Source organism: Arthrobacter sp. TMS2-4 (assembly GCF_054511075.1).
Genome location: NZ_JBTNDI010000005.1, coordinates 46,873 through 60,147, shown reverse-complemented (window position 1 = coordinate 60,147; position 13,275 = coordinate 46,873). Strand labels below are relative to the sequence as shown.

16 protein-coding genes and 3 tRNA genes are annotated in these 13,275 nt (G+C 68.9%); 5 read left to right on the top strand and 14 right to left on the bottom strand.

Annotated features, from left to right (window positions below):
- The first annotated feature begins 18 nt into the window (after positions 1-18).
- The 4 genes from ACX80F_RS08630 (at position 19) to ACX80F_RS08615 (ending at position 3,667) form a co-directional block, all read left to right on the top strand.
- Positions 19-1,017 carry a sugar phosphate isomerase/epimerase family protein gene (locus ACX80F_RS08630; protein WP_459335974.1) on the top strand — a complete coding sequence of 333 codons (999 nt, stop codon included), beginning with the start codon at positions 19-21 and terminating at the stop codon, positions 1,015-1,017.
- A 144-nt stretch (positions 1,018-1,161) separates the two neighbouring features.
- A complete protein-coding gene (gene nadE, locus ACX80F_RS08625; RefSeq protein ID WP_459335973.1) occupies positions 1,162-1,986 on the top strand; it encodes an ammonia-dependent NAD(+) synthetase in 825 nt (274 codons plus the stop codon).
- A gap of 26 nt (positions 1,987-2,012) precedes the next feature.
- Positions 2,013-2,822 (top strand): exodeoxyribonuclease III, encoded by an 810-nt coding sequence (locus ACX80F_RS08620; protein ID WP_459335972.1) that lies wholly within the window; start codon positions 2,013-2,015, stop codon positions 2,820-2,822.
- A complete protein-coding gene (locus ACX80F_RS08615) occupies positions 2,819-3,667 on the top strand; it encodes a hypothetical protein (protein WP_459335971.1) in 849 nt (282 codons plus the stop codon). Before ACX80F_RS08620 ends, ACX80F_RS08615 begins: the two co-directional genes overlap by 4 nt.
- Before the next feature lie 22 nt (positions 3,668-3,689).
- On the opposite strand, the gene ACX80F_RS08610 is transcribed toward ACX80F_RS08615, so the two are convergent.
- The 13 genes from ACX80F_RS08610 to ACX80F_RS08550 all read right to left on the bottom strand — a co-directional run bounded on the left by ACX80F_RS08610 (position 3,690) and on the right by ACX80F_RS08550 (position 11,737).
- Positions 3,690-4,700, bottom strand: coding sequence for a LacI family DNA-binding transcriptional regulator (locus ACX80F_RS08610; RefSeq protein ID WP_459335970.1), 1,011 nt, complete (start codon positions 4,698-4,700; stop codon positions 3,690-3,692).
- Between the two features lie 3 nt (positions 4,701-4,703).
- Complete coding sequence (locus tag ACX80F_RS08605; RefSeq protein ID WP_459335969.1) at positions 4,704-5,666, bottom strand: carbohydrate ABC transporter permease; 963 nt, start codon at positions 5,664-5,666, stop codon at positions 4,704-4,706.
- Positions 5,663-6,628, bottom strand: coding sequence for a carbohydrate ABC transporter permease (locus ACX80F_RS08600; protein ID WP_459335968.1), 966 nt, complete (start codon positions 6,626-6,628; stop codon positions 5,663-5,665). Before ACX80F_RS08600 ends, ACX80F_RS08605 begins: the two co-directional genes overlap by 4 nt.
- Before the next feature lie 86 nt (positions 6,629-6,714).
- Positions 6,715-8,067 (bottom strand): ABC transporter substrate-binding protein, encoded by a 1,353-nt coding sequence (locus ACX80F_RS08595; protein WP_459335967.1) that lies wholly within the window; start codon positions 8,065-8,067, stop codon positions 6,715-6,717.
- Between the two features lie 180 nt (positions 8,068-8,247).
- On the bottom strand, positions 8,248-8,925 hold the full coding sequence (locus tag ACX80F_RS08590) for a hypothetical protein (protein ID WP_459335966.1): 678 nt from the start codon (positions 8,923-8,925) through the stop codon (positions 8,248-8,250).
- Positions 8,922-9,524, bottom strand: a complete 603-nt coding sequence (locus ACX80F_RS08585; RefSeq protein ID WP_459335965.1) for a DUF6286 domain-containing protein — start codon at positions 9,522-9,524, stop codon at positions 8,922-8,924. Before ACX80F_RS08585 ends, ACX80F_RS08590 begins: the two co-directional genes overlap by 4 nt.
- Positions 9,521-9,892: a hypothetical protein gene (locus tag ACX80F_RS08580; protein WP_459336108.1), complete on the bottom strand. Its 372-nt coding sequence runs from the start codon at positions 9,890-9,892 to the stop codon at positions 9,521-9,523. Before ACX80F_RS08580 ends, ACX80F_RS08585 begins: the two co-directional genes overlap by 4 nt.
- Positions 9,893-9,942: 50 nt before the next feature.
- Complete coding sequence (locus ACX80F_RS08575) at positions 9,943-10,134, bottom strand: DUF2273 domain-containing protein (protein ID WP_459335964.1); 192 nt, start codon at positions 10,132-10,134, stop codon at positions 9,943-9,945.
- A 7-nt stretch (positions 10,135-10,141) separates the two neighbouring features.
- Positions 10,142-10,600 carry an Asp23/Gls24 family envelope stress response protein gene (locus ACX80F_RS08570; RefSeq protein ID WP_459335963.1) on the bottom strand — a complete coding sequence of 153 codons (459 nt, stop codon included), beginning with the start codon at positions 10,598-10,600 and terminating at the stop codon, positions 10,142-10,144.
- Positions 10,601-10,651: 51 nt separating this feature from the next.
- Positions 10,652-11,122 (bottom strand): hypothetical protein, encoded by a 471-nt coding sequence (locus ACX80F_RS08565; protein WP_459335962.1) that lies wholly within the window; start codon positions 11,120-11,122, stop codon positions 10,652-10,654.
- Positions 11,123-11,359: 237 nt separating this feature from the next.
- Positions 11,360-11,432, bottom strand: a tRNA-Phe gene (locus tag ACX80F_RS08560).
- Between the two features lie 71 nt (positions 11,433-11,503).
- A tRNA-Asp gene (locus ACX80F_RS08555) sits at positions 11,504-11,577 on the bottom strand.
- Positions 11,578-11,664: 87 nt separating this feature from the next.
- Positions 11,665-11,737 (bottom strand) — tRNA-Glu (locus ACX80F_RS08550).
- A 146-nt stretch (positions 11,738-11,883) separates the two neighbouring features.
- Between ACX80F_RS08550 and ACX80F_RS08545 the strand changes: the two genes are divergently transcribed.
- Complete coding sequence (locus tag ACX80F_RS08545) at positions 11,884-12,255, top strand: metallopeptidase family protein (protein WP_459335961.1); 372 nt, start codon at positions 11,884-11,886, stop codon at positions 12,253-12,255.
- A gap of 21 nt (positions 12,256-12,276) precedes the next feature.
- On the opposite strand, the gene ACX80F_RS08540 is transcribed toward ACX80F_RS08545, so the two are convergent.
- Positions 12,277-13,257 (bottom strand): universal stress protein, encoded by a 981-nt coding sequence (locus ACX80F_RS08540; protein ID WP_459336107.1) that lies wholly within the window; start codon positions 13,255-13,257, stop codon positions 12,277-12,279.
- Positions 13,258-13,275 lie beyond the last annotated feature (18 nt).

Below are 13,275 nucleotides of genomic sequence, written 5' to 3'. Positions count from 1 at the left end.
CCTTCCCAAGGAGTCCGCATGACCCGCAACTTCACCCTGTTCACCGGCCAGTGGGCCGACCTCCCCTTCGAGAAGGTGGCCGAGCTCGCCGGCCAATGGGGCTACGACGGGCTGGAGATCGCCGTCTCGGGCGACCACCTCGATGCCTGGCGGTGGGACGACGACGCCTACATCCAGGACCGGCTCGACATCCTCGAACGCAACGGGCTGAAGGTCTGGGCCATCTCGAACCATCTCAAGGGCCAGGCCGTCTGCGACGACCCCATCGACTTCCGCCACGAGGCGATCGTCGGGCCGAAGGTGTGGGGCGACGGCGACCCCGAGGGCGTGCGCGGACGCGCAGCGGAGGAGATGAAGCTGACCGCGCGGCTCGCCAAGAAGCTCGGCGTGGACACCGTCGTGGGCTTCACCGGATCCTCCATCTGGCAGTACGTCGCCATGTTCCCGCCCGTGCCGTCCACGGTAATCGACGCCGGCTACCAGGACTTCGCGGACCGCTGGAACCCCATTCTGGATGTCTTCGACGAGTGCGGGGTCCGGTTCGCGCACGAGGTCCACCCCTCGGAGATCGCCTACGACTACTGGTCCACGCAGCGCACCCTCGAAGCCATCGGCCGCCGCCCCGCCTTCGGCCTCAACTGGGATCCGAGCCACTTCATGTGGCAGCAGATCGACCCCGTGGCCTTCATCTCGGACTTCAAGGACCGTATCTACCACGTGGACTGCAAGGACACGAAGATGCGCATGGGCGGAGGCCGGAACGGGATCATGTCCTCCCACCTGCCCTGGGGGGACCCGCGGCGCGGCTGGGACTTCGTCTCCACCGGCCGCGGCGACGTGCCCTGGGAGGACAGCTTCCGGGCGCTGACGGCCATCGGCTACACGGGCCCCATCTCCGTGGAGTGGGAGGACGCCGGCATGGACAGGCTGCAGGGAGCACCCGAAGCCCTCGCCTTCCTCAAGGGCTTCGACTTCGCGCCGTCGGAGACGTCCTTCGACGCGGCATTCAGCCAGTAGGGCACGCGGCGCGGCACCCTCGTCGTCGTGCGCCCGGTCGTCGTCGTGCACCCGGTCGTCGTCGTGCACCCGCCGCGGCGGCACGGAGTGTGATTCCGGCCATTTCGTAACCTTGTAGAAATAGACGCGGAGTAGCCTTGGCTCATGCATGAACTCCAGGCACGGATCATCGAGGAAATGGGCGTCAAGCCCACCATCGACCCGGCGGCGGAAGTCCGCAGCAGGGTCGGTTTCCTGAAGGACTACGTCAGGTCCACAGGCACGCGGGGGTTCGTCCTCGGCATCAGCGGCGGGATCGACTCCACCCTGGCGGGCAGGCTCGCCCAGCTCGCCGTCGACGAACTGCGGTCCGAGGGGGCGGATGCCGACTTCATCGCCATGCGCCTGCCCTACAACGTCCAGAAGGACGAGGAGGACGCCCAGGCGGCCCTCGCCTTCATCCAGCCGCGCACCTCGAAGGTCTTCAACGTGGCGCCCGCCGTGGACGGCATCCAGCGTGAATACGCGGAGACCACGGGCGAGCGCATCTCCGACTACACCAAGGGCAACACGAAGGCCCGCGCCCGCATGATGGCGCAGTACGCCGTCGCCGGGCAGCACAACCTGCTCGTCATCGGCACGGACCACGGCGCCGAGTCGGTCACGGGATTCTTCACCAAGTTCGGCGACGGTGGAGCCGACGTGCTGCCGCTCTTCGGCCTCAACAAGCGCCAGAACCGCGCACTCCTGAAGGAACTCGGAGCACCGGCTGCGCTCTACGACAAGGTCCCGACGGCGGACCTGCTGGACGAGGCGCCCGGTCAGACGGACGAACACGAACTCGGCCTGACCTACGAGCAGATCGACGACTACCTCGAGGGCCGGGCCGTGGACGCCGATGCCGCGAAGGCGATCGAACACCGCTACTGGATCACACGGCACAAGCGCACGGTGCCCGTCACCGTGTTCGACACCTGGTGGCGTGAGTAAACAGCACCGTTGGTAACGTAGGGGGCGTGAAGATCGCCACCTGGAACGTCAACTCCCTCCGTGCCCGCGCCGACCGTGTCGAAGCGTGGCTCGACAGGTCCGACGTCGATGTCCTGGCCATCCAGGAGACGAAGTGCAAGGACGACAACTTCCCCTGGGAACTGTTCGAGAACAGCGGCTTCGAGGTGGCGCACTTCGGCCTCAGCCAGTGGAACGGCGTCGCGATCGCCTCCCGCGTCGGGCTCGATGACGTCGAACGGACCTTCCCCGACCAGCCCGCCTTCGGGAAGCCCGGCGCGGACGAGGTGCAGGAGGCGCGGGCCATCGCGGCGACGTGCGGCGGAGTGCGGGTCTGGAGCCTGTACGTCCCCAACGGGCGGGCGCTCGACGACCCGCACATGCCCTACAAGATCGACTGGCTAAACACCCTCCGCGGTCACGCGCAGCAGTGGATCACCGACGACCCCGACGCGCAGATCGCCCTGATGGGCGACTGGAACATCGCACCGCAGGATGACGACGTCTGGGACATCGACCTGTTCGTCGACGGCGGCTACACCCACGTGAGCCCCGCCGAGCGCGCCGCGTTCCAGGGCTTCCTCGACTCCGGGTTCACCGATCTCGCGCGGCCGTTCACCCCCGGGCCCGGCCTGTACACCTACTGGGACTACAAGCAGCTCCGCTTCCCGAAGAAGGAGGGCATGCGCATCGACTTCGTCCTCGGCTCCCCCGCCCTGGCCACCCGGGCGACAGGCGCCTTCGTGGACCGGGAGGAGCGCAAGGGCAAGGGCGCCTCGGACCACGCACCCGTCGTCGTGGAACTCAGCGGACCGTGAGCCGACTGGGTCGAGTCATCCGACCGTTCCCGTACGTCTCCTACCTGCGCATCTACGAGCCCCTCGACGCCTTCTCCGACGCCCAGCAGCTCGCGATCCTCCAGCAACGGGCCCGCGAACGGGAGCTCACCGAGGAGATGGAGCACGAGCAGTCGCTCCGGCGCATCCTGCGCACCGTCTCGGACCCCTTCCCCCACCACGAGTCGGACCTCGTGCGCGTCACGCACTTCCCCACCCTGAACGGCACGACGACGCCCTACTACTGCCCCAACCAGCTCGCCGTCCGGACCACGCTCGCCGCCGAGTCGCTGGACCAGAGCCTGCGCGGGCCCCTGATCGACGTCCTCGTCCCGGAGATCGCCCGCGAGGCGCACCAGGCGCGGCTGGACCCGGACACCTTCGCCGACTCCGTCGCGAAGCTCTACACACGGTCGGCGACCTGGGGCGTGCCGTTCGCCTGGTTCGCCCTCATCCACGAGGACGATCTGACGGAGGTCGTCGAGGACGACGGCCGGGTCAGCACCGTCCGGATCACGGCGCGGATCGGCGACTGCATCGACCGCGGGCGCCGCTCGATCGCCCAGCTGGCGGTCGGCGCCCCGGAGATGGACCTGCTGGACGAGCTCACGGAGATCGTCGAGTGGCTCGAGGTCTTCCGGCGGGACGCCGTCGTCGAGGTCGACTACGGACCGGTCGCCGACCGCGTGTTCCCCGACGACTCACCCATGGACGTGCGTCTCGGGATCGAGAGCCTGGCCGAGGCCGACATGATGGGCGCCGCCGCCTCCTACCGGCGCCTCGCCTCGCGATGGATCCCGATCCGCCAGCTCGCCCGGGCCTCCTGACCGCGCGCGACGGCGGTCGTCCTCAGGCCCTCGCCGGTCCCGTCGTGCCCCGCACCACGAGCGTGTGGGGCCGCGAGGGCGGGTAGTCCGCCGGCTCATTGCGCAGCAGCTCCCCGAGCAGGAGGTCCGCCGCGTAGGCGCCCTGGTCCTCGGGATCCTGCCGGATGGTCGTCAGGCCCATGGGCTCGGAGAATTCGTGGTCGTCGATGCCGATCACGGACAGGTCACCCGGTACGGCGATGCCGAGCTCCGCCGCGGCCTTCAGCACGCCGAACGCCATCTCGTCGGAGGAACAGAACACCGCCGTCGGCCGGTCCGCCGGGTCGGCCAGCATCTCCAGCGCCGACGTCCGGGAGGTGGCGAAGCGGAAGTCGCCGAACGCGGACCAGTCCTCGCGGACCGGCAGCCCGTGGTCCCTCATGGCCTCCTGGAAGGCCCTCTCGCGGAGGCGCGGCACCTCGAAGTCGATGTCGAAGGAGCCGCCGCCCCGCATGTGGGCGATCCTCGTATGGCCGAGCCCGATCAGGTGTTCCACGGCGTCGCGGGCTGCTCGGGCGTCGTCGATCCCGACATGCCGGACCCCTTCCACCGCGCCGCCCACCACGATGTTCGGGTAGTCCAGCTGCTGGACGGCCGTCCGTTCGTCCTCGGTGAGGTGCATGCACATGACCAGCAGCGCGTCGATGCGCTTGCGGAGGATGGAGCGGTGGAACACCCGGTCCCGGTTCGCGCCCGCGCCACCGAGGCTGAAGAGGATGAGGTCGTACCCGGCCGCCCGCAGCTGACGGTCCACGCCCTCCAGGACGGCGGAGAAGTACCAGCGGTCGATCACCGGCACGAGCACGCCCATGGCCATGGTGCGGCCGGACGCGAGACCCGACGCGGCCGACGACGGGACGTAACCGAGCTGCCTCGCCGTCGCAGTGACCCGCGCCCTTGTCTCCTCGGCGACACCGGGAAGCCCGCGCAGCGCACGGGAGACCGTGGCCGTCGAGACCCCGAGGGACGCCGCGACGTCGTCGATGCTCGTCACCGGTCAGCCCTTCAGGCCACCGGCCAGCAGGCCCCGCACGAAGTACCGCTGGAGCCCGAAGAACACGGCGAGCGGGATGATCATGGACACGAAGGCCCCCGCGGTCAGGCGCTGCCACTCACCGCCGCGCGAGCCCTGCAGCTCGGCGAGCCGCTGGGTGATGGGCGCGACGTCCGCACCACCGCCGGAGAAGACGAGGGCCACCAGCAGGTCGTTCCACAGCCACAGGAACTGGAAGATGCCGAAGGAGGCCAGTGCGGGCGTGGCGAGCGGGACGACGATGCGCCAGAAGATGGTGCTGTGCCCGGCGCCGTCCACCCGCGCCGCCTCGATCACCTCTCCCGGGATCTCGGCGATGAAATTGTGGAGGAGGAAGATCGCCAGCGGCAGACCGAAGATGGTGTGGGCCACCCAGAGCTGTGCGTACGTGCCGCTGGGCAGAAGCTGGAAATCGCCGATCGCCAGGACCCGCGTGAAGAGCTGCAGGAGCGGGATCAATGCCATCTGCAGGGGCACGATCTGCAGGGCGAAGACGAAGATGAAGAGCCCATCCTTGCCGCGGAAGCGCCCCCAGGCGAACATGTAGGCCGCCATGGATCCGAGGACCAGAGTGAAGATGGTCCCGGGGATCACGATCGCCAGCGAGTTGACGAAGTAGGACAGCAGGTTGGGCGACTGGCTGCCGCCGGGACTGAGGACGTCCGCGTAGTTCTCCAGGGTGAATTGGCGGTCCGCGAAGACGTTCCACCAACCGTTGCCCTTGATGTTGTCCTCTGGCCGGAAGGACGAGATGAACAGGCCGAAGGTGGGGATGGTCCAGATGACGGCGATGATGACGGCGGCCGCCGTCGCGGTGCGCGAGGTGAGACGCTGCCGGACCCGCTTCTGCATGGGTGGGCGGCTCTGGCCGGCGTCGTCCTCGACGTCCGACAGGAGGTCCTGGTTCTCGAGTGGGACAGTGCTCATCGGATTTCCTTCTGCTTGCGGAGAAGCCGTGCGTTGTACACGACCACCGGCAGCACCATCAGGAAGAGGACCAGGGCCAGCGCGGCCCCGCGGCCCGGCTCCCCCGCCCGGAATGCCTGGGTGTACATCTCGTTGGCGACCACGGATGTCTCGTACTGCCCCGCGGTCATCGTCCGCACGATGTCGAAGACCTTCAGCGTCCCGATCGTGATGGTCGTGACGACGACGATCAGCGAGCCGCGGATGGTGGGGATGGTGACGTTACGGAACTGCTGCCAGGCGCTGGCGCCGTCCAGCCGGGCGGCCTCGACGATCTCGGTCGGGATGCCCTTGATGGCGGCAGAGAGCACCACCATGGCGAAGCCGGTCTGGATCCAGATCATGACGGCGATGAGGAACAGGGTGTTCTCGGGTGCATCGAGCAGGAATTGCTTCGGCTCCTGTCCGAACCAGACGAGGATCTGGTTGAAGAGGCCGATCTGATCCTGCTCGGGGCCCTTGTAGGCGTAGACGAAGCGCCAGATGATGCCGGCACCGACGAAGGAGATCGCCATGGGCATGAAGACGAGTGCCTTGAGGGCCTTCTCCCCGCGGGCCCGGTCGATGAAGACCGCGTAGGCCAGACCGATAGAGGAGGCGAGAAGCGGCACGAGGACCACCCAGATGACGGTGTTGCGCAGGGTGACCAGGGCTTCGGGCTGCGTGAACATCCAGGCGAAGTTGTCGAGCCCCACGAATTCCCCGTTGCGGCCGGTCAGGGAGAGGTACGAAGTCTGCAGCGCGGGGAACACGAGTCCGACGGCGAGGAGGATGAGGGCGGGTGCGAGGAAGCCTGCGATCTGGATCTTCTCCCGCCCGGACTTGGGAGCCCGGTCCACCACCAGCATGATGAGCCCGATGATGGCGGCGAAGACGGCGAGACCCACCACCACCTGTAAACCTTTGTCTGCAATATCTTCCACAGCCCAGCCTCCTGGCGTGCTTTTGGAGCGTGAATGGGGGAGGCGGTGCAGTGGGCGCCCTGGAAAGTTCCCCCGCTGCTACCTGATCAGGAGGAGGGCCAGCTGTCCTCGACGGTCTGCGTGACTTCCTCGGTGGAGGAGCCGTTGATCCAGTTCACGATGCCGCTCCAGAAGGAGTTCGCGCCGACCGCACCCGGCATCAGGTCGGATGCGTCGAAGCGGAACACGGTCTCGGGGTCCTGCAGCAGTTCGATGGACTGGCGATCCAGGTCCGACTGCGCGAGCTCCGGATCCAGTCCCTTGTTCGCGCTGATCGCACCACCCTGGGAGACGCGGGCGTTCGCGAACTCGGCGCTCGCCAGGTACGCCTGCAGCGCCTGCACCTCGGGACGGTCCGCGTAGGCACCGATCAATTCGCCGCCGCCGGTGATGGCCGTGCCCTGCGATGCGTCGATCGGCGGGGTCATGAAGGCCCAGACGTCGCCGTCCTCCGCGACGTTGGTGCCCTCGGGCCAGTTCACGGCCTGGAAGGAGGCCTGGTGGTGCATCGCGCAGTCCCCGTCCAGGACGGGCTGGCCGGCCTCCGCGAACGGCGTCGAGAGGATCGAACGGACATCGCCGAAGCCGCCGTTGACGAAGTCGTCGTTCTTCAGGATCTCACCGACGCGGTCGAAGGACGCCACGATCTTCGGATCGTTGAACGGGATCTCGTGTGCGACCCACTGGTCGTACACCTCGGGGCCGTGCTCGCGCAGGACTGCGTCCTCCACCCAGTCGGTACCCGGCCATCCGGTGGCCTCACCGGACTCGAAGCCGGCACACCACGGCTTCATCTCCTCCTCGTCGGCGATCTGCTCGGACAGCTCGGTCATCTCGTCCCAGGTGGCGGGAACCTCCCAGCCCTTCTCCTCGAACGTGGCCGGTACGTACCAGACGTAGCCCTTCACGTTGGCGAGCATGGGCGCTGCGTAGAAGGTGCCGTCCACCGTGCCGTAGTTCTTCCAGTCCTCGGACCACCCCTCGTCGACGAGATCCGAGACCTCCTGGGGCGCAGGCTTGAGGAACCCGCCCTGCGCCTGGGCTGCGAGCAGTCCGGGCTGCGGGAAGATCGCGAGGTCGGGAGCGGTGCCGCCCTGGGCCCGCACACCGATCTGCGTCTCGAACTCCTTGGAACCCTCGTAGGCCACCTCGACGCCGGTGCACTCGGAGAAGTCCGCCCAGGACTCCTCGAGCCGCTCCGCCTCGATGTCGACGATCGTCGAGTACACGCTGACCTCGGCGTTGTCGAAGGTCCCGTAGGACTCGTAGGCGGCGCAGTCCGCGTCACCGGATCCTCCTGCGCTGTCCGACCCTTCCGAACCACAGCCGGCGAGCGCGAGGAGGGAAACGCTGAGTGCTGCGACGGGCAGCACGAATTTCCTTGAGCGAATGTTCGCCATTGAAACAGACTCCTTTGTCGGGCGGTACGTCTGTGTCCGGGCTTGCAGCTGACGCGCCGGGCCCCGAGGATGTTCCGCCTCACGAATTGGTAACGCAACAGTAAGCGCTTACATATTGGCGTCACAAGCATTCCGGGCGCCCGAGGCGTTTCGATACTCAAATGTGATCCAGTTCACGGTTCAGGCGACGCGTTCCGATCTCGAGAACCTGACGCGAGCGCCCGACCGGATACTGATCAGCACCGGTGTGCGATACCCCGTGATCCGGTCCAGCGCCTCGACGAGCTGGGACACCTCCTCGGCGATCACGTAGGGAGGCACCCCTTTGCGAGGGAACACCCGGACCTGCAGGCCCGGCACGCCCCGGACCGACCAGGTGCTGACGGACGCCGCGGCGAGGTCGGGGCGCTCCAGCAGGGCGGCCTTGAGTGCCTGTTCGGCGGCCGCCGCCGTGATCGTCACCGTCCCGACGACGGTGGAGGCGACGGCGGCACCGCCGGCCGTGGCGGCGTCCACGGGACGGCCCAGGCCGGATCCGGATCTGCGACTGTCCTCCGTGGACGCGAAGATGCCCGTTCGCCCCCTCCCCTGCGCGGTGATCCAGAGGACGAGCAGCACGATCAGCAGCAGCAGGGCGGCCGCCAGTGCCAGCCACAGCCAGGTGTCGTCCTGACCGTCGGGCGTGGTCCGCGCTCGTACGCCGTCGATGGCCTCGCCGGCCCGCGGCGCCGCCGCTGCCCACCAGGAGGCGGCCCCGGGCACGGTCAGCAGAGCGAGCCCCGCGGCCCCCGCGGCGGACAGGAGGAGCCCGACGACGGCGAGCACTGCGCGGTTGAGCCCCCTGGGTGTCGTGTTCACTGCCCGATCACCCCGGTGTCCGTCACGTCGACGGCGATTCGCGGTTCGGGGCTCACACCCGATCGATGGAGGTCGTCCGCGACGGCCCGACGGACCGCGTCCGCATCGACCGGGATCCCCGAGGTGGGCCGGACCTGCACCCTGACCACGGTGCGTCCGACCGTGACGAGGACCTGCTCCGGGCCCACTCCCGCAGCGATCCGCGCCCTGCGGGCGAGCGAGGAGGCCACGACCTCGGCGTCGACGACGACGGCCGCGCGGTCATCGGGGATGGCATAGCGGGTCCGCCGGCCCGGCAGGACGGCGAGCAGGATCAGCAGCAGGCCGGAGACGAGGAGGACGACGGAGCCGGCTCCGAGCAACGATGCCGGCACGCCGCCGGGCAGGGCGCCGAACCACGCCGCGGCAGCGTCCAGGTCGAGCAGGAACGGCTCGTCCCCTACCGCCCGCAGGACGGCCTCCAGCAGCAGGACGAGGCAGCCTCCGATCAGCAGGATGGCGGTCACCACAGACGCGGTGGCCCGGGAGGAGTGCAGCTCCCGGCGCACGAGGCGCGCGGTCGTCGGCGGCGTCGTCCGGTCGGGCAGGTCGATACTCACAGGACCCGGGCCCCCCTGGTGACGGTGCTGCCGATGATGCGGATGTCCACGCGGCTGAGCCGCGCCCCCGTGAGGTCCTGCACCCGCTCGAGGATCGGAGCCCGCGCGGCGTCCGCGCGCTCCCACAGTGGTCCGCCGAACGTCCCGACGATGTCGGGTTCCCGCACCACGCGGGCCAGCGGCGGAACCGGAAGGGGCAAGGTGAGGAGCAGCGCGAGAAGACCGCGGTCATCGGAGAACGTCGCCCGGACCTGCGCCGGCTGGACGCCGAGCACACCGGCGGCGACCGCCTGCGCCGTACTGGTGAGGGCCTGCGTGGTGATGCGGTTGTGGCCGGCCAGGATATGGCCTGGCGGACGCCCCGGCACCGCCGTCGCCGGCTGGATGTGCTTCGCGTGCGCCGGAACGGACTCGGTGGTCACGACGACGAGCGGCGGCCGGTCAGGGCGTCGAAGACGCCGCGCAGATCGAGCTTGCCCTCGATGATGCGCCCCACGACGGCTCCACAGAGCACCAGGACGAGTGTGAGGAGGAAGCCCCAGAAACCGAACACGAGCGCCGCGAAGGCGAGGACGACTCCGACGGCCATGCCGACGACAGTGGGGTTCATGGGTGCCTCACTCGACCGACTGCTGGAACTGGGTGGAACCCGTGGTGCGGACGCGCTCCGTTGGCTTCGAATCCGCGGGAGGCGGCAGGTGCACGTCGAGGATCTCGACGTTGACCTCGATCACCTCGAGGCCGACGAGCTCCGTCAGGGCCTCGTACACGGCGACGCGGACGGCATCGGCCAGCGCGTTCAACGCGAACCCGTAGGAGGCGACGAGGCTGATGTCGACGGCCAGCTGCGTCTGGCCCACTTCCACCTTGACGCCCTGGGCGAGGTCGTTGGCGCCGACGGCGTCGCGGATGGCGCCCAGCGCGCGTCCGCTGCCGGGCCCCAGCGCATGCACGCCGGGAACCGCCCGCGCCGCGATGGCGGCGATCTTCACCGCCGCGGCATCGCCGATCACGGTCCTCCCGGCCGCCGCAAGCCGGGGGACGGGAAGCTGCCGGCCCATGGGTTGATCAGTCATCGCAGGAACACCCTTTCGCTCGTGCCCCAGCCTAAGCCACGCCGCGGCCGGTCAGGGGTGGGTGCAGTGCCGACCGAGCCAGTCCTGCACCGGGACCATGGCGTGCCGGAATGCCTTCTCGTCGAAGGTGCCCGAACCCCGGGGAGGCGCCTCGACGGAGTGAGCGAGCGTGGTGAAATCGTCGTGCAGGTCTGCGGGCACCTTGTCCCGGAGTTCCAGGATCTGCTGCTCGAGGGCAGCCAGTTCGCCGGGGGCCTCCCCGGAGCGGAGGGTCAGGGGTGCGAGCATGGCGGTGGTGACGCCGCCGGCGACGACGACACAGTGGTCGGCGGCCGCGGGGTCCGGCGTCGTAATTCCCGCCCCGGCCACGCCGTCGGGTGACGGAGCGGCGGCGCTGGGCTGCGGGGAGGGGCTGGGCGGCATCGTCAGCATCGTCTCGGCGGACGTCGGGTCGTCCTGACCGCATCCGCACAGGGCCAGGACGAGCGCGCACACCCCGGCAGCGGAACGCAGGATTCTCACTGGTGCCCTCTCGTGTCGGTGCGATGCCGGCGGTCCGACCCCCGGTGACTCCAGAACTATCCCAGGTGATTCCCTGAGGCAACCTGCCGTGCCAGGACGCTGCGGCCCGCGCCATACCGGCCTCGTTCCGCCGCCATCGTACGGGGGGAACCCCGGCGTTCGCTGGGAAGTGGGTGCAGAGGTGGGTGCATACGAGAAAACCCCGCGTTCCGTGGGGAACTGCGGGGTTATCAGCGGTGGCTCCGACCGGCGTCGATCCGGTGACCTTTCGATTTTCAGTCGAACGCTCTACCAACTGAGCTACAGAGCCTTGCGACCATCTTGCGGATGATCACCGTATCCAGCCCGGCCGGCTTCCCCGGGGGAATCCGGCCGCCTGAGCGACCCTGACGGGACTTGAACCCGCGACCTCCGCCGTGACAGGGCGGCGCGCTAACCAACTGCGCTACAGGGCCTTGCTAACTTCACTTGCTGTTTTGCAAGAGTTCCAGCCTACCAGCACTTTTCGCTCCGGTTGACCGCCCACGAGGGCATCTCATGCGTACCCCCAACGGGATTCGAACCCGTGTCGCCGCCGTGAAAGGGCGGTGTCCTAGGCCACTAGACGATGGGGGCCTGAACCACAGTCCGGGTTCCTGCGACCTGCCGGAGAACGAGCATTTCCGGCCGATCATTCCCTGTCGTGGACCTTTAGAACTATAGAGGCACATTCCCGTTTACACAAAATCTTCGACCCCGACCGGAGTGGGTACGATCGGGGCGTGCCGTTCGAGATCTCACGTGAGGAATTCGAGGACGCGGTCGACGACGCCATCGACCGCATCCCCGACGATCTCGCGCGTGCCATGACCAACGTGGCGATCTTCGTGGTGGAGGAGTACGAGCCTCACCCGGGCGAGCCCGCGGACACCGAACTGCTCGGCCTCTACGAGGGCACGCCCCTCACGGAACGGGACTCCTGGTGGGACGCGGGGTCGCTGCCCGACCGCATCAGCATCTTCCGCGGGCCCCTCATGCGCCTGTGCGGCTCCCGGGAGGAGCTCGTCGAGGAGATCCTGGTGACCGTGGTCCACGAGATCGCGCACCATTTCGGGATCGACGACGAACGGCTGCACCAGCTCGGCTGGGGCTGACGCACCGGGACAGGCGGCCGGTCAGCCGGCCTGCGGGACCATGGGGCCGAAGGAACTCCGGTCCTCGAGGCGCGGATCCGCCCGGTCCGGGACGACCAGCACCGGCCCGCGGGCATGGTGCAGCACGCCCTGGCTGGTGGAGCCCAGAAGCATACCGGTGAAGCCCCCGCGCCCGCGCGTGCCCACCACGAGCAGTTCCGACGTTGCCGACGCCTCGATGAGCACCTCGGCCGGCGGCCCGTCCACGAGGTCCACCGTCATGGCGACGTCGGGATAGTGGCTCTGCAGCCAATCACGGCCGGCGGCCAGCTGGACGGTGAGGTCTGCATGCAGCGCCGTCCGGTCCACGGGCGCGGGGACCCAGGCGAGCGACCCGTTGAACGGCGCCACGGAGCAGATGACCCGCAGGGGCAATCCTCTGGACCGGGCCTCCTCGGCCGCGGCGAGCGAGGCCATGCGGGCCTGCTCCGACCCGTCGACACCGACCACCACGACCGGCTCGACGGCGGCAGCCGGGACGTCCCTGTCCCTCCCCTGCTTCCTGCCGAGCTCCGGGTGGCCGAGGCGCGCCCCGGTGCAGACGGGGATGACCGCCGTCGGGCACTTGGCGTGCGCGGGCAGGGCGCTGCTCACGGAACCGAGCAGACGGCCGACGAACCCACCCCGGCCGCGCGATCCCACGACCATCAGCTCCGCTTCCGCCGAGAGATCGAGGAGCACGCCCGCGGCGTCACCGGTCTCGATCCGCGGGTGCACCTCCAGCGCCATACCCTCCAGGCGGGCCACGGCCTCGTCGAGAACGGCCTGCGCGCTCTCCCGGATTACCTCGTCGTCGACGGTGGCGTACCCGGCGTCCATGCTCGACGCCGCGAAGACCGGCACCGTGTAGGCGGTCACGACGTAGAGCGGTGCACCGCGCCGACCGGCTTCACGCGCGGCCCACAACAGCGCGCAGATGCTCTGGTCGGAACCATCCACGCCGACGACGATTCCGTGCTGCATCAGTTCCTGCGGCAAGCC